The sequence below is a fragment of the Nonomuraea sp. NPDC049684 genome, from assembly GCF_044465345.1.
In the GTDB taxonomy this organism is placed as follows: Bacteria; Actinomycetota; Actinomycetes; order Streptosporangiales; family Streptosporangiaceae; genus Nonomuraea.
In genome coordinates this window covers 607,862-627,997 of the sequence record NZ_JBITLO010000005.1, presented here as the reverse complement: position 1 = coordinate 627,997, position 20,136 = coordinate 607,862, and the positions used below count along the sequence as shown (strand labels likewise).

At 69.8% G+C, this 20,136-nt stretch carries 23 protein-coding genes and 1 tRNA gene; 5 read left to right on the top strand and 19 right to left on the bottom strand.

The features are described 5' to 3' along the window. Both ACIBST_RS20390 and ACIBST_RS20385 read right to left on the bottom strand, forming a co-directional pair. The gene (locus ACIBST_RS20390) at positions 1-1,002 is read right to left on the bottom strand and encodes an ABC transporter ATP-binding protein (protein WP_397173506.1); all 1,002 of its coding nucleotides are present in this window, start codon (positions 1,000-1,002) and stop codon (positions 1-3) included. A 116-nt stretch (positions 1,003-1,118) separates the two neighbouring features. Next, complete coding sequence (locus tag ACIBST_RS20385; protein WP_397173504.1) at positions 1,119-1,685, bottom strand: TetR family transcriptional regulator; 567 nt, start codon at positions 1,683-1,685, stop codon at positions 1,119-1,121. A 74-nt stretch (positions 1,686-1,759) separates the two neighbouring features. Between ACIBST_RS20385 and ACIBST_RS20380 the strand changes: the two genes are divergently transcribed. After that, complete coding sequence (locus ACIBST_RS20380) at positions 1,760-2,191, top strand: nuclear transport factor 2 family protein (protein ID WP_397173554.1); 432 nt, start codon at positions 1,760-1,762, stop codon at positions 2,189-2,191. A gap of 127 nt (positions 2,192-2,318) precedes the next feature. Here ACIBST_RS20380 and rplL read toward each other — a convergent pair whose 3' ends face one another. The 8 genes from rplL to ACIBST_RS20340 form a co-directional block, all read right to left on the bottom strand. Then, positions 2,319-2,711, bottom strand: a complete 393-nt coding sequence (gene rplL, locus ACIBST_RS20375) for a 50S ribosomal protein L7/L12 (RefSeq protein WP_185070580.1) — start codon at positions 2,709-2,711, stop codon at positions 2,319-2,321. A gap of 72 nt (positions 2,712-2,783) precedes the next feature. Then, the gene (gene rplJ / locus ACIBST_RS20370; protein WP_125642941.1) at positions 2,784-3,308 is read right to left on the bottom strand and encodes a 50S ribosomal protein L10; all 525 of its coding nucleotides are present in this window, start codon (positions 3,306-3,308) and stop codon (positions 2,784-2,786) included. 239 nt (positions 3,309-3,547) lie between these two features. After that, positions 3,548-4,375: a DUF1396 domain-containing protein gene (locus ACIBST_RS20365; RefSeq protein ID WP_352325430.1), complete on the bottom strand. Its 828-nt coding sequence runs from the start codon at positions 4,373-4,375 to the stop codon at positions 3,548-3,550. Between the two features lie 249 nt (positions 4,376-4,624). Further along, on the bottom strand, positions 4,625-5,344 hold the full coding sequence (gene rplA, locus ACIBST_RS20360; RefSeq protein WP_352325431.1) for a 50S ribosomal protein L1: 720 nt from the start codon (positions 5,342-5,344) through the stop codon (positions 4,625-4,627). A 60-nt stretch (positions 5,345-5,404) separates the two neighbouring features. Then, on the bottom strand, positions 5,405-5,836 hold the full coding sequence (gene rplK / locus ACIBST_RS20355) for a 50S ribosomal protein L11 (protein ID WP_125642947.1): 432 nt from the start codon (positions 5,834-5,836) through the stop codon (positions 5,405-5,407). Between the two features lie 117 nt (positions 5,837-5,953). Beyond that, the gene (gene nusG / locus ACIBST_RS20350; RefSeq protein WP_397173502.1) at positions 5,954-6,751 is read right to left on the bottom strand and encodes a transcription termination/antitermination protein NusG; all 798 of its coding nucleotides are present in this window, start codon (positions 6,749-6,751) and stop codon (positions 5,954-5,956) included. 75 nt (positions 6,752-6,826) lie between these two features. Then, positions 6,827-7,072, bottom strand: coding sequence for a preprotein translocase subunit SecE (gene secE / locus ACIBST_RS20345; protein WP_125642950.1), 246 nt, complete (start codon positions 7,070-7,072; stop codon positions 6,827-6,829). Between the two features lie 77 nt (positions 7,073-7,149). Next, positions 7,150-7,222: transfer RNA gene (locus tag ACIBST_RS20340), tRNA-Trp, on the bottom strand. A gap of 158 nt (positions 7,223-7,380) precedes the next feature. Between ACIBST_RS20340 and ACIBST_RS20335 the strand changes: the two genes are divergently transcribed. After that, a complete protein-coding gene (locus ACIBST_RS20335) occupies positions 7,381-8,589 on the top strand; it encodes a pyridoxal phosphate-dependent aminotransferase (protein ID WP_397173500.1) in 1,209 nt (402 codons plus the stop codon). A gap of 66 nt (positions 8,590-8,655) precedes the next feature. Here the strand turns inward: ACIBST_RS20335 and ACIBST_RS20330 are convergent, their stop codons facing one another. Together ACIBST_RS20330 and ACIBST_RS20325 are read right to left on the bottom strand one after the other, a co-directional pair. Next, a complete protein-coding gene (locus tag ACIBST_RS20330) occupies positions 8,656-9,174 on the bottom strand; it encodes a hypothetical protein (protein WP_397173498.1) in 519 nt (172 codons plus the stop codon). Positions 9,175-9,215: 41 nt separating this feature from the next. Further along, positions 9,216-9,800 (bottom strand): hypothetical protein, encoded by a 585-nt coding sequence (locus ACIBST_RS20325; RefSeq protein WP_397173496.1) that lies wholly within the window; start codon positions 9,798-9,800, stop codon positions 9,216-9,218. A gap of 106 nt (positions 9,801-9,906) precedes the next feature. On the opposite strand from ACIBST_RS20325, the gene ACIBST_RS20320 reads away from it, so the two are divergent. Next, positions 9,907-10,929 carry an adenosine deaminase gene (locus tag ACIBST_RS20320; protein WP_397173494.1) on the top strand — a complete coding sequence of 341 codons (1,023 nt, stop codon included), beginning with the start codon at positions 9,907-9,909 and terminating at the stop codon, positions 10,927-10,929. Here the strand turns inward: ACIBST_RS20320 and ACIBST_RS20315 are convergent. Beyond that, positions 10,918-11,688 carry a hypothetical protein gene (locus ACIBST_RS20315; protein ID WP_397173493.1) on the bottom strand — a complete coding sequence of 257 codons (771 nt, stop codon included), beginning with the start codon at positions 11,686-11,688 and terminating at the stop codon, positions 10,918-10,920. The genes ACIBST_RS20320 and ACIBST_RS20315 overlap by 12 nt on opposite strands. Beyond that, on the bottom strand, positions 11,675-12,220 hold the full coding sequence (locus tag ACIBST_RS20310; RefSeq protein ID WP_397173491.1) for an RNA polymerase sigma factor: 546 nt from the start codon (positions 12,218-12,220) through the stop codon (positions 11,675-11,677). Before ACIBST_RS20310 ends, ACIBST_RS20315 begins: the two co-directional genes overlap by 14 nt. 117 nt (positions 12,221-12,337) lie before the next feature. Between ACIBST_RS20310 and ACIBST_RS20305 the strand changes: the two genes are divergently transcribed. Beyond that, positions 12,338-13,075: a methyltransferase domain-containing protein gene (locus ACIBST_RS20305; RefSeq protein ID WP_352355331.1), complete on the top strand. Its 738-nt coding sequence runs from the start codon at positions 12,338-12,340 to the stop codon at positions 13,073-13,075. 56 nt (positions 13,076-13,131) lie between these two features. Here ACIBST_RS20305 and ACIBST_RS20300 read toward each other — a convergent pair whose 3' ends face one another. The 5 genes from ACIBST_RS20300 to ACIBST_RS20280 form a co-directional block, all read right to left on the bottom strand. Then, positions 13,132-14,016: a carbohydrate ABC transporter permease gene (locus tag ACIBST_RS20300; RefSeq protein WP_397173552.1), complete on the bottom strand. Its 885-nt coding sequence runs from the start codon at positions 14,014-14,016 to the stop codon at positions 13,132-13,134. Continuing rightward, complete coding sequence (locus ACIBST_RS20295; RefSeq protein WP_397173489.1) at positions 14,016-14,900, bottom strand: carbohydrate ABC transporter permease; 885 nt, start codon at positions 14,898-14,900, stop codon at positions 14,016-14,018. Before ACIBST_RS20295 ends, ACIBST_RS20300 begins: the two co-directional genes overlap by 1 nt. A gap of 73 nt (positions 14,901-14,973) precedes the next feature. Next, a complete protein-coding gene (locus ACIBST_RS20290; RefSeq protein WP_387679208.1) occupies positions 14,974-16,242 on the bottom strand; it encodes an extracellular solute-binding protein in 1,269 nt (422 codons plus the stop codon). A 208-nt stretch (positions 16,243-16,450) separates the two neighbouring features. After that, positions 16,451-18,322, bottom strand: a complete 1,872-nt coding sequence (locus ACIBST_RS20285; protein WP_397173487.1) for an acyl-CoA dehydrogenase family protein — start codon at positions 18,320-18,322, stop codon at positions 16,451-16,453. Continuing rightward, a complete protein-coding gene (locus ACIBST_RS20280) occupies positions 18,315-19,559 on the bottom strand; it encodes an APC family permease (protein ID WP_397173485.1) in 1,245 nt (414 codons plus the stop codon). The genes ACIBST_RS20285 and ACIBST_RS20280 overlap by 8 nt, the downstream gene beginning before the upstream one ends. Before the next feature lie 80 nt (positions 19,560-19,639). Here ACIBST_RS20280 and ACIBST_RS20275 point away from each other — a divergent pair, with 80 nt between their 5' ends. Next, the gene (locus ACIBST_RS20275) at positions 19,640-20,110 is read left to right on the top strand and encodes an Lrp/AsnC family transcriptional regulator (protein WP_397173483.1); all 471 of its coding nucleotides are present in this window, start codon (positions 19,640-19,642) and stop codon (positions 20,108-20,110) included. Positions 20,111-20,136: the final 26 nt, after the last annotated feature.

The following is a 20,136-nucleotide window of genomic DNA, read 5'->3' as shown; positions in this document are numbered from 1 at the left end:
CTAGGCGACGCCGTCGGCGTGGGCGTCGATCAGCCGGGGGTACTCCTCCAGCCAGTTGCGGCCGCGTTCGTCCACGAACGAGCCCTGTGGCGGGATCACGCCGTGGGCCGCCAGCCACCGGCCGGGCGGCCGCTGCGAACGGCGCAGCACGTTGCCGCTCGGCATGAGCTGCGGCGGGATCGGCGGCAGCCCGCCGGGATCGTCGCCCATCCGGGCCTCGGCCTCCAGTTCGGAGACGTCCTTCTCCTCCGACATGCCGATCGGGCCGTGCCTTCGGGCGTTGAGGAACTGCCGCACCACCGGCTCGTCGCTGGACAGCAGCATCTCGCGCGGCCCGAACATGACCAGCTCGCGGCGGAACAGCAGGCCGATGTTGTCGGGGACCGTGCGGGCGGTGTTGATGTCGTGGGTGACGATCAGGAACGTAGCCTCGATGTCGGCGTTGAGGTCGACGATCGTCTGGTTGAGGTAGGCGGTGCGGACCGGGTCGAGGCCGGAGTCGGGCTCGTCGAACAGGATGATCTCGGGGTCGAGCACCAGCGCCCTGGCCAGGCCGGCGCGTTTGCGCATGCCGCCGGAGATCTCGCCGGGCAGCTTGCCCTCGGCGCCGGCCAGCCCGACCAGGTCGATCTTGTCCATCACGATCCGGCGGATCTCGGCCTCGGTCTTCTGAGTGTGCTCGCGCAGCGGGAAGGCGATGTTGTCGTAGAGGTCGAGCGAGCCGAACAGGGCGCCGTCCTGGAACAGCACGCCGAACAGCCGGCGCAGCTCGTAGAGCTTGCGCTCGGGGCAGTTCGCCAGGTCGTGGCCGTCGATCCAGATGTGGCCGCGGTCGGGACGCAGCAGGCCGACCAGCGTCTTGAGGAAGACGGACTTGCCGGTGCCCGACGGGCCGAGCAGCACCGAGATCTCACCCGCGGGCAGCGTGAGCGAGACATCCTCCCAGATGACCTGCCGACCGAACGACTTGGTCAACCCCTCGACCACGACCTCGACGCCCACTGGCCACCTTCCCGATCACAGGGAGCACTCAGGGGATTACGTGCCGCACACTTTACTTCCAGATTGGACTGGCGGTGGCGGCGTTCCGAGGAATTGGAGCTCGTTCCCGCCCGCCGTCATGAGCCGTCGGGGCCGGTGAGGGCGCGCAGGCTCGGGCGCAGCAACCGGGCGATGCGCTCCGGCGGGGCGTCGCGCAGCTCGGGCAGTTCGAGAAGCTGGTGGCCGACGGTGACGCCGAGCAGGATCGTGGTCATCAGGGCCGCGCGCAGGCGGGCGTCCTCGCCGGGGATCGACGCGGCGAGCCTGTCGACCTGCCGGGCGAGCGCCTCGCGGGCCGCCGTGCCCGCCTCGGGATGGGTGAGCATCGAACGCATCATCGCCAGTGAGCCCTGGGGCAGCTCGCCCATCTTCACGTCGAGGGTGCCGAGCAGGTGCTCGACCAGCTCCTCGGGGGTGGCGGCGGCCTCGGGGGCGGGCGTGGCGCGCACGGCGGCCCTGAAGAGCTCCTGCTTGTTGCCGAAGTACTGCATGACCAGGGCCGGGTCGACCTCGGCGGACTTCGCGACCGCCCTGATGGTGGCGCGCTCGTAGCCGACTTCGGCGAACAGCGCCCTGGCCGCGTCGAGGATCCTTCCCTCGGTCCTGCGCCGCCGTTCGGCACGGGGAAGCACTCGCTCGCTCACGGTCCGACTCTACCCGTGTTGACCGTTCGGCCGAATTCGCTCTACGCTCGTTGAGTCAACGCCTGTTGAGCGAAATGCGAGAGGTCGTGGTCATGACCGTCGAGGAGATCGTCGGCGCCTTCCATGGGGCGATGCTGCACAAGTCGGCCGACGAGCTGGCAGACCTGTACGCGGAGGACGGGAGGCACGAGTTCCCGTTCGGGGGGCTGCCGCCGTACGAGGGGCGGGAGGCGGTGCGGGCGGGGTACCGGGCGTCCTGGGGCGTCTCCCCCGCCGTGCCGCAGGAGGTGGAGCGGGTCGCGTTGCACCGTACGGAGGATCCCGAGGTGGTGATCGTCGAGCAGAACGCGCACGTCAAGGTGGGCCAGCGGGCCATCACCGTCCCGGGGCTGCTGATACTGCGGATCAGGGACGGGCGGATCGTCCACTGCAAGGACTTCATGGACGCCGGCGCCATCGCCGAGATCCGCGAGGCGGCCCAGGAAACCGGGCCCGCCTCCGGGTGACCGCACGCTGGGCAGGCGCGTTGGCCGGGCGATGAGACCAGCCTGAGCCGTTACATGCGAAAAGAGGCGGTCACACCCGGCACCAGGGTGTGTCCGCCTCTTTCGAAGAGCTGTGTGAAGTGGGAAGTTACTTCACGGTCACGGTGGCGCCGGCGCCCTCAAGGGCAGCCTTGGCCTTCTCCGCCTGCTCCTTGTTGACCTTGCCGTCGAAGACCGGCTTGGGAGCGCCGTCCACCAGGTCCTTGGCCTCCTTGAGGCCCAGGGACGTGAGGGCGCGGATCTCCTTGATGACCTGGATCTTCTTGTCGCCGGCGGCCTCGAGGATGACGTCGAACTCGTCCTGCTCCTCAACGGCGGCGGCCTCGCCACCACCAGCGGCGGCGGGGGCGGCGGCGACCGCGACGGGGGCGGCGGCCTTGACGTCGAAGACCTCTTCGAACTGCTTCACGAACTCGGACAGCTCGAGGAGGGTCATCTCCTTGAACGCGTCGAGCAGCTCGTCGGTGCTGAGCTTCGCCATGATGCTTTTCCTTACGTTTAGGACTTGCAGAAAACTAGGAACGGGACCGCGGAAGTTGCGGCAACCCCCGTGTTACTCGCCCGCTTCTTCGCGCTTGGCACGAAGGGCGTCGGCCAGCTGAGCCATCTGCGTGGGCAGCGCGGCGAAAACCGCGGCGGCAGCGCTCTGCTTCGCCTTGAGAGCACCGGCGAGCTTAGCGAGGAGGACCTCGCGGGACTCGAGGTCGGCGAGCTTGGTGATCTCGGTGGCGTCGAGCGTCTTACCGTCGAGGACACCACCCTTGATCACCAGAAGGGGATTGGCCTTGGCGAAGTCACGCAGACCCTTGGCCGCCTCGACAACGTCGCCGTTGACGAAGGCGATCGCGGTCGGGCCCGTGAGCAGGTCGTCGGGGAACGACAGACCGGCCTCGTTAGCCGCGATCTTGGTCAGGGTGTTCTTCGCCACGGCGAACTTCGCATTCTCACCAAGAGCAACGCGCAGCTGCTTGAGCTGAGCGACGGTGAGACCGCGGTACTCGGTCAGAACGGCGGCGCTGCTGCCTTCGAACTCGCTCTTGAGCTCGGCAACGGCTGTCGCCTTATCCGCCCTCGCCATGGGCCTCCTTCCAGGTGTGCCGCCGGCGAAGGCCCCTGGAAATGAGAACAGCCCCGGGCGCAGGGGCGCACGGGGCTCACATATGGAACTGCACCATATGGGAAACTCGCATCACACCTGCGCGGGCCGTCCACAGAACGTGGATCCTTCGGTCGCCAGGACTGATGCACCTGACGACGACCGGCGGTCTTCGGCAACGACCAGAGTACGTGCTGGTCGCCGAGTTTCCAAATCGGTTCTCAGTTGACGGTCGTCTTCGGCAGCTCACCGACCTGGTCCGCGGGCGGGGCCTCGACCTTCACGGGCTCGTTGAAGCCCTTGAACAGCAGGGTGGCGTCCAGCGTCGCGCCCTCCTTGGAGCCGTTCAGGGTGAGCTTGCGGGGCAGGCCGTCGCCGGCCACCCAGATGTCGAACTTGACGTCCTTGAGCTCGGCGAGGTTCGTCCTGGCCTGCTGCTGCTTGTCGGCGGGCAGCTGGCCGACGGCGGCGTCCACGGGGAACGTGCCGCTGTAGTGGGTGGTGTCCGCGCCGTTGACGCTCTCGGTGCCGACCTGCTTCACGTCCTTGGACACGGTGACCAGCTTGGTCACGTTGGCGAGGTCGAACTGCTGGATCTGGCTGAGGTACTGGTTGACCTGGTTCTGGTCGCCCACTTCGTTGAGCGCGACCTTGATCCACGGCTTGGTGGCGCCGACGAGCTGCTTGAGCGCCTCGACCTTCACATAGACGGTGTCACCCTGGAGGACGGCGCGCACGCCGCCCGGCAGGTTCCGGCCGCCCATGTCGACGGTGTCGAGGGTCAGGTCGACGGCGAGCTGGGGCTTGCTCTGGTAGAGCATGCGTCCCTGCACCTTGCCGTTGCCTTCTTGGGGGTGCGTCACGTTCGCGACGGCGTCCACCGTGTAGCTGGTGACCTCTGCGGTCTTCTGCGCGGCCTGCGCGAGCACCTCTGAGGCGGCCAGGTTGACCTGGATGGGCTGCACGTTCGTACCGCACCCGGCGACCGAGGCCGCGATGAGAGCAGCTCCGGCCACGGCGGTGGCGAGACTTATCCTGCGCTTCAGCATGTTTTGACCCTACGGTTGGCTTGTCCCATCGTGGCGACTTCCCCGCATAATTCGGGGAAAACCCAGGGTTCTCCCCCACACGCTGTGCACGATTTCTGCACAACCCCGCTCACCTGGAGAGATCATCCGCGCCGGAGAACCCCGGCGGGACGGGTCCGTCCCGGCGCCCAGGGGTGCCCGGAGGCGCCCGGACAAGCCGAAAGGCCCCCGCCTGGGACAGGCGGGGGCCTTTCGAAGAACGTGCGGCCGTTACGCGTCGAGCTCGGCGGTCAGGCCACGGGTGAGGTTGGGGTCGACGGGGACGCCGGGGCCCATGGTGGTGGAGAAGGTGACCTTCTTCAGGTAACGCCCCTTGGCCGCCGACGGCTTGAGACGCAGCACCTCGTCAAGGGCGGCGGCGTAGTTCTCGATGAGCTGACGCTCGGGGAACGACGTCTTGCCGATGATGAAGTGCAGGTTGGCCTGCCGGTCGGTGCGGAACTCGATCTTGCCGCCCTTGATCTCCGTCACGGCCTTGGCGACGTCGGGCGTCACGGTGCCGGTCTTGGGGTTGGGCATGAGACCGCGCGGGCCGAGCACGCGGCCCAGACGGCCGACCTTGCCCATGAGGTCGGGCGTGGCGACCACGGCGTCGAACTCGTTGAGCCGGTTGCCCTTGGCGATCTCGTCGATCAGCTCGTCGGCGCCGACGATGTCGGCGCCCGCCTCGCGGGCTGCCTCGGCACGGTCACCGGTCGCGAAGACCAGGACCCGGGCGGTCTTACCGGTGCCGTGCGGGAGGTTGACCGTGCCGCGCACGATCTGGTCGGCCTTGCGAGGGTCGACACCCAGCCGCAGCGCCACTTCCACGGTGGCGTCGAACTTGGTGGTCGACGTCTCCTTGGCCAGCTTCGCGGCGTCGGCGGGCGTGTAGAGCTTGTCGCGGTCGACCTTGGCCGCCGCGTCCTTGTGCGCCTTGCTGCGCTTCATGTCTGTCTCCTTGTGGTACGCGGGCCGGGACCCGGCCCTCCCACGGATCTGGGAAAGGTCTTAGTCGGCGATCGTGATGCCCATCGACCGGGCGGTGCCGGCGATGATCTTCTCTGCAGCCTCGACGTCGTTGGCGTTGAGGTCGGGCATCTTGGTCTCGGCGATGCTGCGCAGCTGCTCGCGCGTCAGCCGGCCGACCTTGTCCTTGTGGGGGACGGCGCTGCCCTTGTCGAGACCCAGGGCCTTCTTGATCAGCTCAGGCGCCGGGGGCGTCTTCGTGATGAAGGTGAAGCTGCGGTCCTCGAAAATGGTGATCTCAACGGGGATGATGTTGCCCCGCTGGGACTCCGTGGCAGCGTTGTACTGCTTGACGAAGTCCATGATGTTGACGCCGTGGGGACCGAGTGCGGTACCGACCGGCGGAGCGGGCGTGGCCTGGCCAGCGGGGAGCTGAACCTTGACGAGCGCCGCGATCTTCTTCTTCGGAGGCATGAGTCCTTCTCCGGGTCCTGATCGTGATGCCGTCCGGACGCGGATGCGCCCGGACATGTCGGAAGGCCACCCTTCGCGAAAGGCGGCCGACCGAACGTCTAAGTGTAGGTGATCGTCTTAGATCTTCGAGACCTGGTTGAACGAGAGCTCGACCGGGGTCTCACGACCGAAGATCGAGACGAGCACCTTGAGCTTCTGCGACTCGGGGCTGATCTCGCTGACCGAGGCGGGCAGGGTGGCGAAGGGGCCGTCCATGACCGTGACGGACTCGCCGATCTCGAACTCGACCGTGGGGCCGCTGGCCGCCTTGGCGGTGGCCTTCTTGCTCTCCTCGGTCGGCTCGGGCGCCAGCAGCTTGGCGACCTCGTCGAGGCTGAGCGGGCTCGGCTTGTTGGACAGGCCGACGAAACCGGTCACGCCGGGCGTGTTGCGCACGGCGGCCCAGGACTCGTCGGTCAGCTCCATGCGCACCAGGACGTAGCCGGGCAGCACGCGCTCCTTGACCGGGACCTTCTTGCCGCTCTTGAACTCCTGGACGGTGTGCGTGGGCACCTCGACCTGGTAGATGTAGTCCTCCATGTTGAGCGACACGTTGCGGCTCTCGATGTTGGACTTCACGCGGTTCTCGTAGCCGGCGTAGGAGTGGATCACGTACCACTCGCCGGGGAGCCCGCGCAGGGAGCTCTTGAACTCCTCGACCGGGTCGACGTCGGGCAGGATCTCGGCCTCCGCGTCGGCGGGGGCCTCCTCCGACTCCTCGACCTCGTCGGTCTCGTCGGCCTCCTGGAGAGCCGCCTCGACGCCTTCGTCGCGAGCCTCACCCAGCTCGTCGCCCCATTCGTCGGTGGCCTCTCCCAGCTCGTCGTCGCCCCGCTCGTCGCGGGGTTCCTCGGCCGGAACAGAAGACTCGGACACGTGACCTTTCCTCATTTCCTCGAATCGAATGGTGTCGCCGTCAGCCGACACCACACGGTGTCGAGCTAGGCGGGATCACTCCCCGCCGAAGACGCGGAGGACGGCCCAGCCCAGAGCGGCGTCGAGCCCATAAACGATCGCCACCATGATCAGAACGAATACCAGAACGACCGTGGTGTAGGTGATGAGATCCTTGCGTGTCGGCCAGATGACCTTGCGGAGCTCGTTGACGACCTGCCGGTAGAAAAGGGCAGGTGAAGTGCGTGTCTTCTTCTCGCCACTGGGCTTGCCTGCGGTCTCGCCGCGCGTGTCGATCGCCACAGTCCTCACCTGAATCTGTCGTATCCAACGCAGTTTTGCGGCGCGCTTACACGCCATTATTGCGCGGACCGCACTCGCAGGGCACGAGGGACTCGAACCCCCAACCGCCGGTTTTGGAGACCGGTGCGCTACCAATTGCGCCAGTGCCCTATGTCGTCAACCACACTACCCTGATTGACTCACTGCCTGGACCGAACCGCTCGCCGACATGCGGCGGAAGGACCAGGCGAAAGCATACGGGGGATTGCCCGGTACGTCGAACCCAAACCTGATCGCCCAGGTCACGCCCGCGTGGGAGCATGGGAGGCATGTCCACGCGACCCCGTATCTCCGCAAGAATCTCCGCGATTTCCGAGTCCGCCACGCTCGCGGTGGACGCCAAGGCGAAGGCGATGAAGGCCGCCGGCCGCCCGGTCATCGGCTTCGGCGCCGGCGAGCCCGACTTCCCGACGCCCGGCTACATCGTCGAGGCGGCGGTCGAGGCGGCCCGCGACCCGCGCAACCACAAGTACACGCCGGCGGGCGGCCTTCCTGAGCTCAAGCAGGCCATCGCCGACAAGACGCGGCGCGACTCCGGCTACTCCGTCGAGCCGTCCCAGGTGCTGGTCACCAACGGCGGCAAGCAGGCCGTCTACGAGGCGTTCGCCACGCTGCTCGACCCGGGCGACGAGGTCATCGTCGTCGCCCCCTACTGGACGACCTACCCCGAGGCGATCAAGCTGGCCGGGGGCGTGCAGGTCGACGTGGTGACCGACGAGTCCACGGGCTACCTGGCGAGCGTCGAGCAGCTCGAAGCGGCCCGCACCGAGCGCACGAAGGTGCTGCTGTTCGTCTCGCCGTCCAACCCGACGGGCGCGGTCTACTCGCGCGAGGAGACCGTGGCGATCGGCCGGTGGGCGGCCGAGCACGGGCTGTGGGTGGTCACCGACGAGATCTACGAGCACCTGGTCTACGGCGGCGCCGAGTTCACCAGCATCGCCACGGCCGTGCCCGAGCTGGGCGACCGGGTCGTGATCCTCAACGGCGTGGCCAAGACGTACGCGATGACCGGCTGGCGGGTGGGCTGGCTGATCGGCCCGGCCGACGTGGTCAAGGCCGCCGCCAACCTGCAGTCGCACGCCACCTCCAACGTGGCCAACGTGTCGCAGAGGGCCGCGCTGGCCGCGGTCTCCGGCGACCTGTCGGCCGTGGCCGAGATGCGGTCGGCCTTCGACCGACGGCGCCAGACCATGGTGCGGATGCTCAACGAGATCCCGGGCGTGTTCTGCCCGGAGCCGAAGGGGGCGTTCTACGCGTACCCGTCGGTCAAGGAGCTGCTGGGCAAGGAGCTGCGCGGCCGGCGGCCCGGGTCGTCGGCGGAGCTGGCCGAGCTGATCCTGGAGGAGGCCGAGGTCGCGGTCGTGCCGGGCGAGGCGTTCGGCACCCCCGGCTACTTCCGGCTGTCCTACGCCCTCGGTGACGACGATCTGGTCGAGGGCGTCAGCCGGATGGCCAAGCTGCTGTCCGAGGCCCGCTGAGCGGCTCACGAGGCGCCCTGCCGGCCTTCCATGGCCGCCGCGGGGCGCCATCGCCGCTTCAGGAGCTCAGGAGGCGGCTGGCCTGACGGCGGCGGCGGTCTGGCGGAGCTGGGCGGTCATGCCGGGCGTGGCGGCGAGGTAGACGGCCGTGCCGGGGCTCTCCAGCCACATGAAGTTGCGCAGGCCGTCGCGGCTCGTCCAGCGCAGCGCGGGTTTGCCGCGGTAGGCGGTCAGGGTCGAGCGGGCCACCAGCGTGGCGAACTGCTCGGCCGTCCGCACGCCGCACACCACGCCCACCCGCAGTTGCTCGTCCTCGTCGTCGCGCCAGGTCACGCCCTTGACCCTGAGCCGCCTGGCGAGCGCGCCCAGGCGGCCGAAGGTGCCGGCGCGGGCCAGGGGCGGTGGCGCGCCGGGGATCTCCAGCCTGGTCGATCCGCAGGCCAGCGTGACGGGCTTCCCGGTCGCCGGCTCGCTCGCCGACGGCGGCGGAGGGGTGGCGCTGGGCGGTCGCGGCGTGTCGCCGCCGCACCCGCCCGTGCCCGCGGCCAGCGCGAACGTGATGAACACCGCTGCCGGGCGCCGCATCGTCCCCCCATGACTCGTGGGATCAACCAGGGAAAAGGCTCCTAGTCTCCTACAGGAGCGCGGGCCGAGGCGGCAATAGGCAGCAGCTCGCCGCCGAGGGAGTCGCTCACCCGGATCCAGGCGCCGGTGCCCGGGCGTTCCAGCCAGGCGATCACCCTGCCGCCGCGCGGATGCGCGCCGACGACCGCGGGCCGGCCCCTGATCGTGGTCTCGCGGGGGTCCAGCACGCCGGCGTGCGCGCGGTAGGCGTCCCAGTCGGCGGCCACCGTGCCGTGTTCGACCTGGGCCTCCACGTAGCGCTTCGCGGTGCCGTACCTGGCCCGGACGCCGTCGGGGGCGATCGGGCCGCCGCCGCTGCGGCGCAGGCCGCGGGGCAGGTAGGTGAGCCAGAGGTCGTCGGAGACGACCGCGAGCGGCGGCTCGGGCCGCGCCGCCGCCGCGCCGGTGCGGGACGGCGCCTTCAGCGGCGGCGGCGGCACGTACGACGAGCCCCCCGAAGGCGGGTGCGGACGGCCGAAACCCGAGTGGAACAGGGCGTAGATGGCGAGAGCGGTCACCGCGAACGCCAGGCCGGCGAGCAGCGCGCGCCGGCCCTGCCCCGCGACTCCCGCACTCTCAGGGATCATGGACGGTTGATCCCCCGATCCGGGCGATCTCTACCGTGCCGATGCCGGGCCGGCAGCCTTGGGCGACATGCGAACCCGCACCTGAGGCCAGTGGCAAAATATGGAAATGCACCGGCCCCTGCACACGCTGCCCAAAGCCCATCTCCACCTGCACTTCACCGGCTCCATGCGGCACTCGACGCTGATCGAGCTGGCCAGGGAGCAGGGGCTGCACCTGCCCGACGCGCTGGAGCAGGACTGGCCGCCGCGGCTGCGGGCCACCGACGAGCGCGGCTGGTTCAGGTTCCAGCGGCTGTACGACATCGCCAGGTCCGTGCTGAGCCGTCCCGAGCACGTCTACCGGCTGCTGCGCGAGACGGCCGAGGACGAGGCGGCGGCCGGTTCCCGGTGGCTGGAGATCCAGGTGGACCCGTCCGGGTTCGCCGCGCGGTTCGGCGGGCTCACGGCCACGCTGGAGCTGATGCTCGACGCGGCGCGGCAGGCCGCCGAGCACGCCGGGGTGCACATGCCGGTGATCGTGGCGGCCAACAGGACCCGGCATCCGCTCGACGCGAACACCCTGGCCAGGCTCGCCACCCAGTACGCCGACCGGGGCGTGGTGGGCTTCGGCCTGTCCAACGACGAGCGGCGCGGCGCGGCGCGCGACTTCGAGCGGGCCTTCCGCATCGCCAAGCGCGGCGGGCTGCTGGCCGTGCCGCACGGCGGCGAGCTGCTCGGGCCGCGCAGCGTGAGCCAGTGCATCGACGACCTGGGCGCCGACCGGGTCGGGCACGGCGTGCGGGCGGCCGAGGACCCGTGGCTGATGCAGCGGCTGGCCGACCGGCAGATCTGCTGCGAGGTGTGCCCGACGTCCAATGTGGGGCTGGGCGTGGCCGAGCGGGCGGCGGACGTGCCGCTGCGGCGGCTGTTCGACGCCGGGGTGCCGATCGCGCTGGGCGCCGACGACCCGCTGCTGTTCGGCACCCGGCTGCTGCGCCAGTACGAGCTGGCCAGAGAGGTCTACGAGTTCTCCGACGCCGAGATCGCCGAGCTGGCCCGGCAGTCGATCCGGTCCTCGACCGCGCCGGAGACCGTGCGCAAGGAGCTGCTCCAGGGCGTGGACGACTGGCTGACCGGCTCACCGGAGTGACTCGGCGATCCGCACCGCCCGTTCCTTGGCGCCGGCGCCCTCCAGGCGGTAGGTGAGCGCGTCCCGCTGCCAGACGAGGGTGGGGGCGGCCTGGCGCAGGGGGATCTCGGTGCCGTCCTGGCGGCGGATGTAGCCGAGCGGGTGCTCGCCGGGGATCCACCAGGCCGTGGTCCCGGCCAGCTCGACGTAGTCGGGCCAGGGCGGGCCGAGCTTCTTGAAGAAGAACGGGTCCACACCGCCCTGGAACTGGTCGAGCCGGACGCCGTCCGGCCAGAACATCGACACGAGCCGGCCCTGGTCGGCGACGGTGGCGCGGGCGGGCGGCCCGAGCTCGGCCGGGGTTCTGACCTGGAACCTCACCAGTCCGGGCAGGTCGTCCGGGGCCACCGGGTGCTCGCCGGGGAGGTTCGCGGTGGTCCGTACCGGCGGGGGCGGCGTGTCGCCGAGCTGGAGTTCGACGCCGGCGAGGCGGAGGATCCGGGCCACGGCGGCGCGGCCCTGGGGGGTGGCGGCCGTGACGGCGACGACGGCCAGCACGACGGCCGCCACGATCCGCCACCGAGCCCGCCGCCGCCGCCCGTGCCTCTTGGGCGGGCGCTCCGGACGGGCGCTCCGCCGCGCGTGCTTCTCGGGCGGGAGCTCCAGGCGGGCGCGCACGGCGGCGGCCACGTCGGCCGGGGGCGGGGACGGGGTGTCGAGGAGGGGGCCGAGGGCGGTCAGTTCGGCTTCCAGGTCGTCGAAGGGGTCATGCGAGCTCACCGCCCACCTCCTCCCTCAGCCGGGCCAGCCCCCGATGGGTGCTGGACTTGACGGTACCGACCGGCCAGCCGAGCACCTGGGCCGTCTCCGCCTCCGACAGTTGCAGGAAGTACCGGCACACGACCGCCTGGCGTTCCCGTTCGGGCAGGCCGCGTACGGCCGCCAGCAGCCGGGCCCGCCGGTCGGTGGCGACGGCCGCGCCCGCCGGGTCGTCGGGGGCCACCGCACCGGCGGGGTCGGCGGCGGTGAGCCGTACGGCGAGGTCGGAGCGGCGCCCGCGGGCCCGGGTCAGGTTGTGCGTCTCGTTGGCCACGATCCGCAGCAACCAGGGACGGAAGGGCGCGTCCCGCCGGAACGTGGGCAGATGGCGGAAAGCCTTGACGAACGCCTCCTGCACGACGTCCTCGGCCTCGTCGCCCGCGCCGAGCATGGCGGCGGTGCGATGGGCGAGCGCGCTGTACCTGGCGACCAGGGCCTCGTAGGCCCCCAGGTCACCGTCGAGCGAGCGGGCGATCGCCTCGTCGTCGTCCATGGCGTGTCAGATTCCATCGCATCCGCCCGCGCCCGGGGAAGGGTGTTTCACGCATCAGGTCATCCTCCGGGGGCATTAGACTCGTGCAATCCGTCTGCCCCTCAAAGGAACGGGACTATGTCTTCTGGGTATGACCGTGTAGTGCAACCGGCGGCCGGTGACGAGGCCCTGGAGAACCACCTGGGTGGGGACGAGGCCAAGAACTATCGGCAGTACGAGTTCGACATGGTCGCCCCGCACGTCGGCCGTTCGATGCTGGAGATCGGCTCCGGGCTGGGCCACTTCGCCGAGCAGTTCCTGCCGCGGCTCGACCGCCTGGTCGTCAGCGACTTCGACCCCTACTGCGTCGAGCAGCTGGAGAAGCGCTTCGAGGGCCGCGACGACATCGACGTGCTGCAGTTCGGCCTGCCGACCGAGATCCCGCTGAAGGACAAGGTCGACACCGTCGTCATGATGAACGTGCTGGAGCACATCGAGGACGACGCCGAGGCGCTGCGCTCGCTGGCCCGCGTCACGCTGCCCGGCGGCCGGATCATCATCTGGGTGCCCGGCTACATGCAGCTTTATGGGGACTTCGACCGCAAGGTCGGTCACGTTCAGCGCTACACGCCGAAGACCCTGCGCGCCACGGTGGCCAAGGCGGGGCTCGACATCGACGTGCTCAAGCCGATCAACTTCCTGGGCGGCATCGCCTGGTGGGCGGCGGTCCGGCGGGGCGGCGTGGGCTACCCCGACCCGCGGCTGGTCAAGATCTACGACCGCACGGTGGTCCCGGCCACGCGGCTGATCGAGCGGTTCATCACCCCGCCGTTCGGCCAGACGGTGTTCTGCGTGGCCCGCGTCCCGCAGAAGTGAGCCCTCAGAAGTGAGCCCGGCCGCCACCCGGTGGGTTGGTGGCGGCCGGACGTTTTCTACTTGATCGAGCCGGCGGTCAGTCCGCCGACGACCTTCCGCTCGATCAGCGCGAACAGGATGATTACCGGGATGGTGGCGATCACCGAGCCCGCGAAGAGGTTCTGCCAGTCCACCTGGTACTGGCCGATGAACGAGTTGAGCGCGACCGTCAGCGGCTGGTTGGCCGGGGTCGTGGTCAGGGTCAGGGCGACCACGAACTCGTTCCACGCCGCGATGAACGTGAAGATCAGCGCGGTGATCACGCCCGGCATGGCCAGCGGCAGCGTGATCCGGAACAGCGCGCCGAAGCGGCCGTTGCCGTCGATGAAGGCGGCCTCCTCCAGCTCGCGCGGGATCGAGGCGAAGTAGGCGTTCAGGATCCACACCGCGAACGCCAGGTTGAACCCGCCGTTGACCAGGATCAGCGACCAGATCGAGTCCACCAGGCCGAACTGGTAGAACTCGCGGTAGATGCCGACGAGCATGGCCGTGGGCTGGAACATCTGGGTGATGAGCACCAGGATCAGGAACGCCGTGCGTCCCCGGAACTTGTGCCGGGCCGAGTAGTACGCGGCCGGCAGCGCCACGAGCAGCACCAGGATCGTCGAGCCGCCGGCGACCTTGAGCGTCACCCACAGGTTCCCGGCCAGGCCGCTGGTCCAGAAGTTGGCGAGGTTCGACCACACCCACTCGTCGGGCCAGAACGTCACCTCGCGCAGCGAGTCCTGCGACCGCAGCGAGGTCAGCAGCATGACGAGGTACGGGAACAGGAAGACGAACGCGACGAGGTAGGCCGCGCCCGCCACGATCACGGTCTTGAGCCTGGGCATGCGGCGCTGGGCCCGTCCGCGGTGGCCGGGCTGGTGGCGCGTACCGGGCTTGGGCATGGTCTGCACGGCCATCACGCCACCTCCTTGTTCCAGCGCGACACCTTCAGGAAGATCGCGGTCAGCACGATGACCATGCCGAAGTTCACCACGGACATCGCGGCCGACTCGCCGATGTTCGAGCCCTTGAGGATGAACATGAGGATGGTCGAGGTGGCCGTCGAGTAGCCCGGCTGGCCGTGGGTCATCGCCCAGATGATCGGGAAGCTGTTGAAGACGTTCATCACGTTGATCAGCGCGGCGACGGTGAGCGCGGGGCGCAGCAGCGGCAGCGTGATCGACCAGTACGTCCGGAGCTTGGTGGCGCCGTCCATCTTGGCCGCCTCGTAGACGTCGGCGGGGATGGTCGCGAGCCCGGCCAGCAGCGCGTACGTCGTGAACGGCACCGAGACGAAGACCGCCACGAACACCAGCCACGGCATCGCGCTGGAGGCGTCGCCGAGCTGGTCGGCGGAGGCGCCGCCCATCGCGTCGATGAGCCCCAGCTTGACCCTGATCTGGTTGATCACGCCGACCTCGGGGTCGAGCATCCACTTGAAGATGATCGCCGTCATCAGCACCGAGGCCGCCCAGGGCGCGATGAGCGCCCAGCGGGCGATCTTGCGGCCGGGGAAGCGCTGGTTGAACAGCTGGGCCAGGGCGAGCGAGATCAGCACGGTGAGCGCGACGACCGCGACCACCCAGATCACGCTGCGGATCATGATGTCGGCGAAGTCCTTCTCGCCGAACAGCTTCGTGTAGTTGTCCGGGAAGTTGTTGCCCTGGACCACTCCGAACCGGCTGATCTTGAGGAACGACGACCGGATCATCTCGATCACGGGCCAGAGGACGACCAGCGCGATCAGCACCACGGCCGGCCCGATCCAGGCCAGGGGTTCGAGGGCGCGCAACCTTCTCATGAGGAACCTTCCATGACGGTGGAGCCGGCGCGGGGACGCGACCCGCGCGCCGGCTCCACAGACCCCCGCTTGATCAGCTGGCTTCGGCGGTCTTCTGCAGCTCGCCGAGGACCTTGGCCGGGTCGTCCTTGACGGCGCCGCCGATGGTCTGCTTGATCGCCGGGTTCACCTCGGCCCACTTCGGGTCCTGGAACGGGTAGAAGCTGGCGTTGGGCAGCGCGTCGAGGAACGGCTTGAGCTTCTCGTCGCCCGACAGCTTCTGGATGCCGCCGTTGGTGACGGGCAGCAGCTTGTAGGTGTCGGAGATCTTCTGCGCCGCGTTGCCGGTGTAGAAGAAGTCGAAGAACTTCTTGATCTCGGCGGCGTGGCCGTTCTTGTTGAACGCCATGATCCAGTCCATGACGCCGAGGGTGGTGTCGAGCGGGCCGGACTTGCCGGGGATCGCCGTGACGCCGTAGTTCTTCAGGCCGGCCGCGTCGAAGATCGGGATGGACATGGGTCCGCCGTTGACCATGCCGACCTTGCCCGCGCCGAAGTCCTCCCAGACCGTCTTGCGGTCCTTGGTGCCCGGGTTCGGGGTGGTGAGGCCGGCGTCGACCAGGCCCTTCATGTAGGTGAAGGTCTCGACGTTCTGCGGGGAGTTGATGGCCCACTTGCCGGAGGCGTCCTTGTAGCCGCCGCCGTTGCCCAGCATCCACAGGAACGACTCGCCCTGGGCCTCCTCCTGGCCCAGCGGGAGGCCGAACGGCTGGCTCACGCCGGCCTTCTTCAGCTTCTCGGCGGCGGCCTTGAGCTCGTCCCAGGTCTTGGGCGGCTCGGCGATGCCGGCCTTGGTGAACAGGTCCTTGTTGTAGAACAGCGCGCGGGCGGAGGAGACGAACGGGATGCCGTAGCCGGTGCCGTCCACCTTGCCGAAGTCGGCGAACTTCTGCAGCATGTCGCCGGAGACGTTCGGGGACAGGACCTCGTCGACCTTGTAGAGCAGGCCGTCCTTGACGAAGCCGGAGTAGTCGCCGGTCTGCAGGATGTCGGGCACCTGGCCGTTCTGGACCATGGTGGCGACCTGCTTGTCGATGTCGTTCCAGTTGATGACCTGGACGTCGACCTTGATGTTGGGGTTGGCGGCCTGGAACTCGTCCACGACGCCCTTCCAGAACGTCTCGCCCGAGTTCGGCTTGCCGGGGCCGTCGCCGTAGTCGGCGGCGACCATCTTGAGGGTGACCTGGCCGCCGCCCGAGGCCTGGGTGTTGTTACCGCCGCCACCCGAACCGCCGTCGGAGCCGCAGCTGGACAGGACCAGCATCGTGGCAAGGCCGAGAGCGGCGCCGCCCACAAGCTTCATGTTCACTGGTGATACCGCCTTCTCGTCGGACGGGTCGCTGGTCCGTACCAGCCACCTGACCCCGTCCAAAGGGATGAGGGGTGCGAGAGCCACAGCTCAACGCGTTTGCGCCAGAGTAAGCCTGTGTTCAGCAGCCGGTCTATACCGGCTGGTATCGGTTTGAAAACACTCAGGGCAGAAAAAGCTCACAACCGGTCTAGACCGGGCGTCACAGGATCTTTCTCCGCACGTTCTCGCCGCCGTCCGGCGTCCCGATCCACGGGCCCTCGATGGACGGGTCGAGAATGCCCTCCTCCAGGAACTCGTAGCGCCCGTCGAGCACGTACCGGGCCAGGCGCACGTCCTGCTCGTCGCTGTTGTCCCAGAGCTCGTCGAACAGCGTGCGGACGCGGCGCCGGGCCTGGCGGCAGAAGGTGTCGGCCAGCTCGTACGGCCTGCGCCCGAGGTCGTCGGCGTCCTCCTCGGCCTTCAGGCAGACGGCCGTCATGGCGAACAGCTCGGCCCCGATGTCGACGATCCGCCCGAGGAAGGACTGCTTGTGCTCCAGCCTCCCCTGCCACCGGGACATGCCGTAGAAGGTGGACCGGGCCAGCTTCCTGCTGGTCCGCTCCACGAACCGCAGGTGCTGGGCCAGCGGGCCGAAGGCGGTGTAGCCCGTGGGCAGGTTGCCCGAGCCGGCCACCAGGGTCGGCAGCCATCCGGCGTAGAAGCGGCTCGCCCGGCCGAGCGCGCGGGCGCGTTCCTGGGGGGAGGCCTCGGGGTTGATCAGCTCGCCGGCCGCGGTCAGGTGCGCGTCCACGGCCTCGCGGGTGATCATCAGGTGCATGATCTCGGAGGAGCCCTCGAAGATGCGGTTGATGCGGGCGTCGCGCAGCATCTGCTCGGCGGGCACGCCGCGCTCGCCGCGGGCGGCCAGCGACTCGGCGGTCTCGTAGCCGCGGCCGCCCCTGATCTGGACCAGTTCGTCCAGCGCCCGGTACGACAGCTCGGTGGCGTAGAGCTTGGCGAGGGCGGCCTCGATCCTGATGTCGTTGCGCCGGTCGTCGGCCAGGCGGGCGGTGAGCTCGCTGACGGCCTCCAGCGCGTACGCGGTGGCCGCGATGAAGGCGATCTTGGTCGCCACGGCCTCGTGGCGGCCCACCTTGCGCCCCCACTGCTCGCGGGCGTTGCCCCACTCGCGGGCGATCTTCACGGCCCACTTGACGCTGCCCGCGCAGGTCGCCGGGAGGGACAGGCGGCCGGTGTTGAGGGTGGTGAGCGCGATCCGCAGCCCTTGGCCCTCCTTGCCGATCAGGTTCTTGGCGGGCACCCTGACCTGGGAGAACTCGGTGACGCCGTTCTCGATGCCGCGCAGGCCCATGAAGCTGTTGCGACGCCTGACCGTGATGCCCGGACTGTTCCCCTCGACCACGAACGCGCTGATCTTCTCGCCGGTCCTGGCCATGACCACCAGCAGGTCGGCGACGACGCCGTTGGTCGTCCAGAGCTTGACGCCGTCCAGCACGTAGTCGTCGCCGTCGCGCACGGCGGTGGTGGACAGGCGGGCGGGGTCGGAGCCCACGTCCGGCTCGGTGAGCAGGAAGGCCGAGATCTCGCCGGCCGCGCACCGGGGCAGGAACTCCCGCTTCTGCTCCTCGGTGCCGAACTGCTTGAGCGGCTGCGGCACGCCGATCGACTGGTGCGCCGACAGCAGCGTGGCCAGGGCGGGGCAGTAGGAGCCGACCAGCGTGAGGGTGCGGCAGTAGTACAGGTAGGGCAGGCCGAGGCCGCCGTACTCGGTGCCGATCGTGATGCCGAACGCCCCGAGAGCGGCCAGGCCCTTGACCACCTCGTCGGGCACCTGCGCGGTGCGCTCGATGAGGGCCGGGTCGACGTGGTCCTCCAGGAAGCGCCGCACCGCGTGGACGAACTCCTCGCCCCGCTCGGCGGCCTCGGCCGGCAGCCTGGGCGCCGGATGCACCAGGTCCAGCCGGAGATCGCCGAGGAACAGCTGCTTGGCGAAGCTGGGCAGCGTCCATTCGCGCTCCCTGGCCTGCTCGCCGACCTGCCTGCTCTCCGCGTACGTGGTCTGCTCAGTCATGGCACCCTCCCGACGGTGCGCCGTCATGTGCTGGGAGTACTGCCCGCCTGAGGGCTTTAAGCACGCCCAGCGCGACGACGGCCAGCGCGGCGGGCACCGCCAGGAAGGCTCCGCAGCACGCCAGCGCGACCGCCGACATGCCGGTCGCCACGACGGCGGTGACCCGCAGCCGTCCGGCGGGCAGCACCCGCACCGCCGCCGCCACGCCCGCCGCCGTGACGGCCGCCAGGCACGCCGAGGTGGCCCGCATCAGCAGGTCCAGGTCCACCGCCCACACCACGACCGGCACGGTCAGCACGGCCAGCGCCCCGAGGCTCCGGTACGGCCCCCGTCCCCCGGCGAGCCAGGCGGGCATGGCCCCGTCCCGGGCCAGCGCCACCCCCAGCCGCGCCGCCCCCGCCAGGTACGTGTTGACCGCCCCGAACGTCAGCAGCACGGCCAGCACCCCGGTCACCGGCCGCGCCGCTCCCCCGAGGCCGATCTCCAGCAGCGCGCTCAGCGGCACGCCCGGCATGTCCGCGCCGAGCACGCCGACCGAGGTGATGCCGACGCCCAGGTACAGCACGCCGACCACGACGAGGGTGACCACGGTGGCCCTGATCAGCCCGCGCCGACCGGCGAACTCGGCCGACAGGTGGCTGGCCGCCTCCCAGCCCACGAAGGCGAACATGAGCACCCCGGCCGCGCCGGCCACCCCGGCGAGCCCGTACGGCGCGAAGGGGGTGAAACGGTCGAGGTCGGCCCGCGGGACGGCGGTGACCACGGCGACGGCCAGCAGGACGACGAGCAGCCCGACGGAGACGAGCTGCAACCGCCCCGAGGCACGCAGCCCGGCGGCGTTGGCGGCGAAGGCCGCGGCCAGGATCAGCACGCCCGCCAGGGTGCCGTCCACGCCCAGGCACGCCTCGACGTACCGGCCGCCCACGAGCGCGCCCGCCACGGTCCCCACCGGCACGGCCCCGTAGAACCACCAGCCGACCACGGCGGCGGCCCGCGGCCCGAAGGCCAGCCCCGCGAAGCTCGCCACCCCGCCCCCGCCGGGATGCCGGACGCCGAGCGCCGCGAACGTCAGCGCCACCGGCACGCTCAGCGTGAGCAGCCCCGCCCAGGCCAGCACGGAGGCCGGCCCCGCCGCCGCGGCGGCGAGCTGCGGCAGCACCAGCATCCCCGGCCCCAGCACCGCGCCCACCAGCAACGCCGCGCCCTGCCCCGCACCCATCCGGCCCTGTTCAGTCATGTCCGCGAAAGTAGCCCGATCGTTCGGCCCCAACCGGGCTCCACCGAACGTTCGATCGGAGAAAGGAGCAGAATCGCGTCATGGACGAACTTGATTCGGCGATCATCCGCCTCCTCCAAACGGATGCGCGGCAGTCCAACCGGGAGCTGGCCCGCCGGCTGGGCATCGCCCCCTCGACCTGCCTGGAACGGGTCAGGGCGCTCACCCGGCGCGGCGTGATCCGCGGCTACCACGCCGACATCGACCCCGCCGCGCTCAACCGGAGCACGCAGGCGATGGTCTCGGTCCAGGTCCGCCCGCTGAGCCGGGCCGTGATCAACGCCTTCAAGCAGTCGGCCGCCGAGCTGCCCGAGGTGCTGAGCGTGTTCGTGCTGGCCGGCGGCGACGACTTCCTGCTGCACGTCGCGGTCCAGGATCTCGACCACCTCCACTCCTTCCTGCTCGACCGGCTCAGCAAGCGCAAGGAGATCGTCGGCTTCCGCACTTCGGTGATCTTCCAGCAGGTGCACGACGCGGTGCCGGAGCGGCTGCCGTCCCCCGCGGAGACCTGACTTTCGTCAGGGGTGCCGCTGGACGG

Excerpts from the sequence above, each read along its gene's own strand:
- ACIBST_RS20380 (WP_397173554.1), top strand. The coding sequence starts at position 1,760 with ATGCGAGAGGTCGTGGTCATGACCGTCGAGGAGATCGTCGGCGCCTTC.
- rplL (WP_185070580.1), bottom strand. The coding sequence starts at position 2,711 with ATGGCGAAGCTCAGCACCGACGAGCTGCTCGACGCGTTCAAGGAGATG.
- rplJ (WP_125642941.1), bottom strand. The coding sequence starts at position 3,308 with ATGGCGAGGGCGGATAAGGCGACAGCCGTTGCCGAGCTCAAGAGCGAG.
- ACIBST_RS20365 (WP_352325430.1), bottom strand. The coding sequence starts at position 4,375 with ATGCTGAAGCGCAGGATAAGTCTCGCCACCGCCGTGGCCGGAGCTGCT.
- rplA (WP_352325431.1), bottom strand. The coding sequence starts at position 5,344 with ATGAAGCGCAGCAAGGCGCACAAGGACGCGGCGGCCAAGGTCGACCGC.
- rplK (WP_125642947.1), bottom strand. The coding sequence starts at position 5,836 with ATGCCTCCGAAGAAGAAGATCGCGGCGCTCGTCAAGGTTCAGCTCCCC.
- ACIBST_RS20335 (WP_397173500.1), top strand. The coding sequence starts at position 7,381 with ATGTCCACGCGACCCCGTATCTCCGCAAGAATCTCCGCGATTTCCGAG.
- ACIBST_RS20330 (WP_397173498.1), bottom strand. The coding sequence starts at position 9,174 with ATGCGGCGCCCGGCAGCGGTGTTCATCACGTTCGCGCTGGCCGCGGGC.
- ACIBST_RS20325 (WP_397173496.1), bottom strand. The coding sequence starts at position 9,800 with ATGATCCCTGAGAGTGCGGGAGTCGCGGGGCAGGGCCGGCGCGCGCTG.
- ACIBST_RS20320 (WP_397173494.1), top strand. The coding sequence starts at position 9,907 with ATGCACCGGCCCCTGCACACGCTGCCCAAAGCCCATCTCCACCTGCAC.
- ACIBST_RS20310 (WP_397173491.1), bottom strand. The coding sequence starts at position 12,220 with ATGGACGACGACGAGGCGATCGCCCGCTCGCTCGACGGTGACCTGGGG.
- ACIBST_RS20305 (WP_352355331.1), top strand. The coding sequence starts at position 12,338 with ATGTCTTCTGGGTATGACCGTGTAGTGCAACCGGCGGCCGGTGACGAG.
- ACIBST_RS20300 (WP_397173552.1), bottom strand. The coding sequence starts at position 14,016 with ATGGCCGTGCAGACCATGCCCAAGCCCGGTACGCGCCACCAGCCCGGC.
- ACIBST_RS20295 (WP_397173489.1), bottom strand. The coding sequence starts at position 14,900 with ATGAGAAGGTTGCGCGCCCTCGAACCCCTGGCCTGGATCGGGCCGGCC.
- ACIBST_RS20290 (WP_387679208.1), bottom strand. The coding sequence starts at position 16,242 with ATGAAGCTTGTGGGCGGCGCCGCTCTCGGCCTTGCCACGATGCTGGTC.
- ACIBST_RS20285 (WP_397173487.1), bottom strand. The coding sequence starts at position 18,322 with ATGACTGAGCAGACCACGTACGCGGAGAGCAGGCAGGTCGGCGAGCAG.
- ACIBST_RS20280 (WP_397173485.1), bottom strand. The coding sequence starts at position 19,559 with ATGACTGAACAGGGCCGGATGGGTGCGGGGCAGGGCGCGGCGTTGCTG.
- ACIBST_RS20275 (WP_397173483.1), top strand. The coding sequence starts at position 19,640 with ATGGACGAACTTGATTCGGCGATCATCCGCCTCCTCCAAACGGATGCG.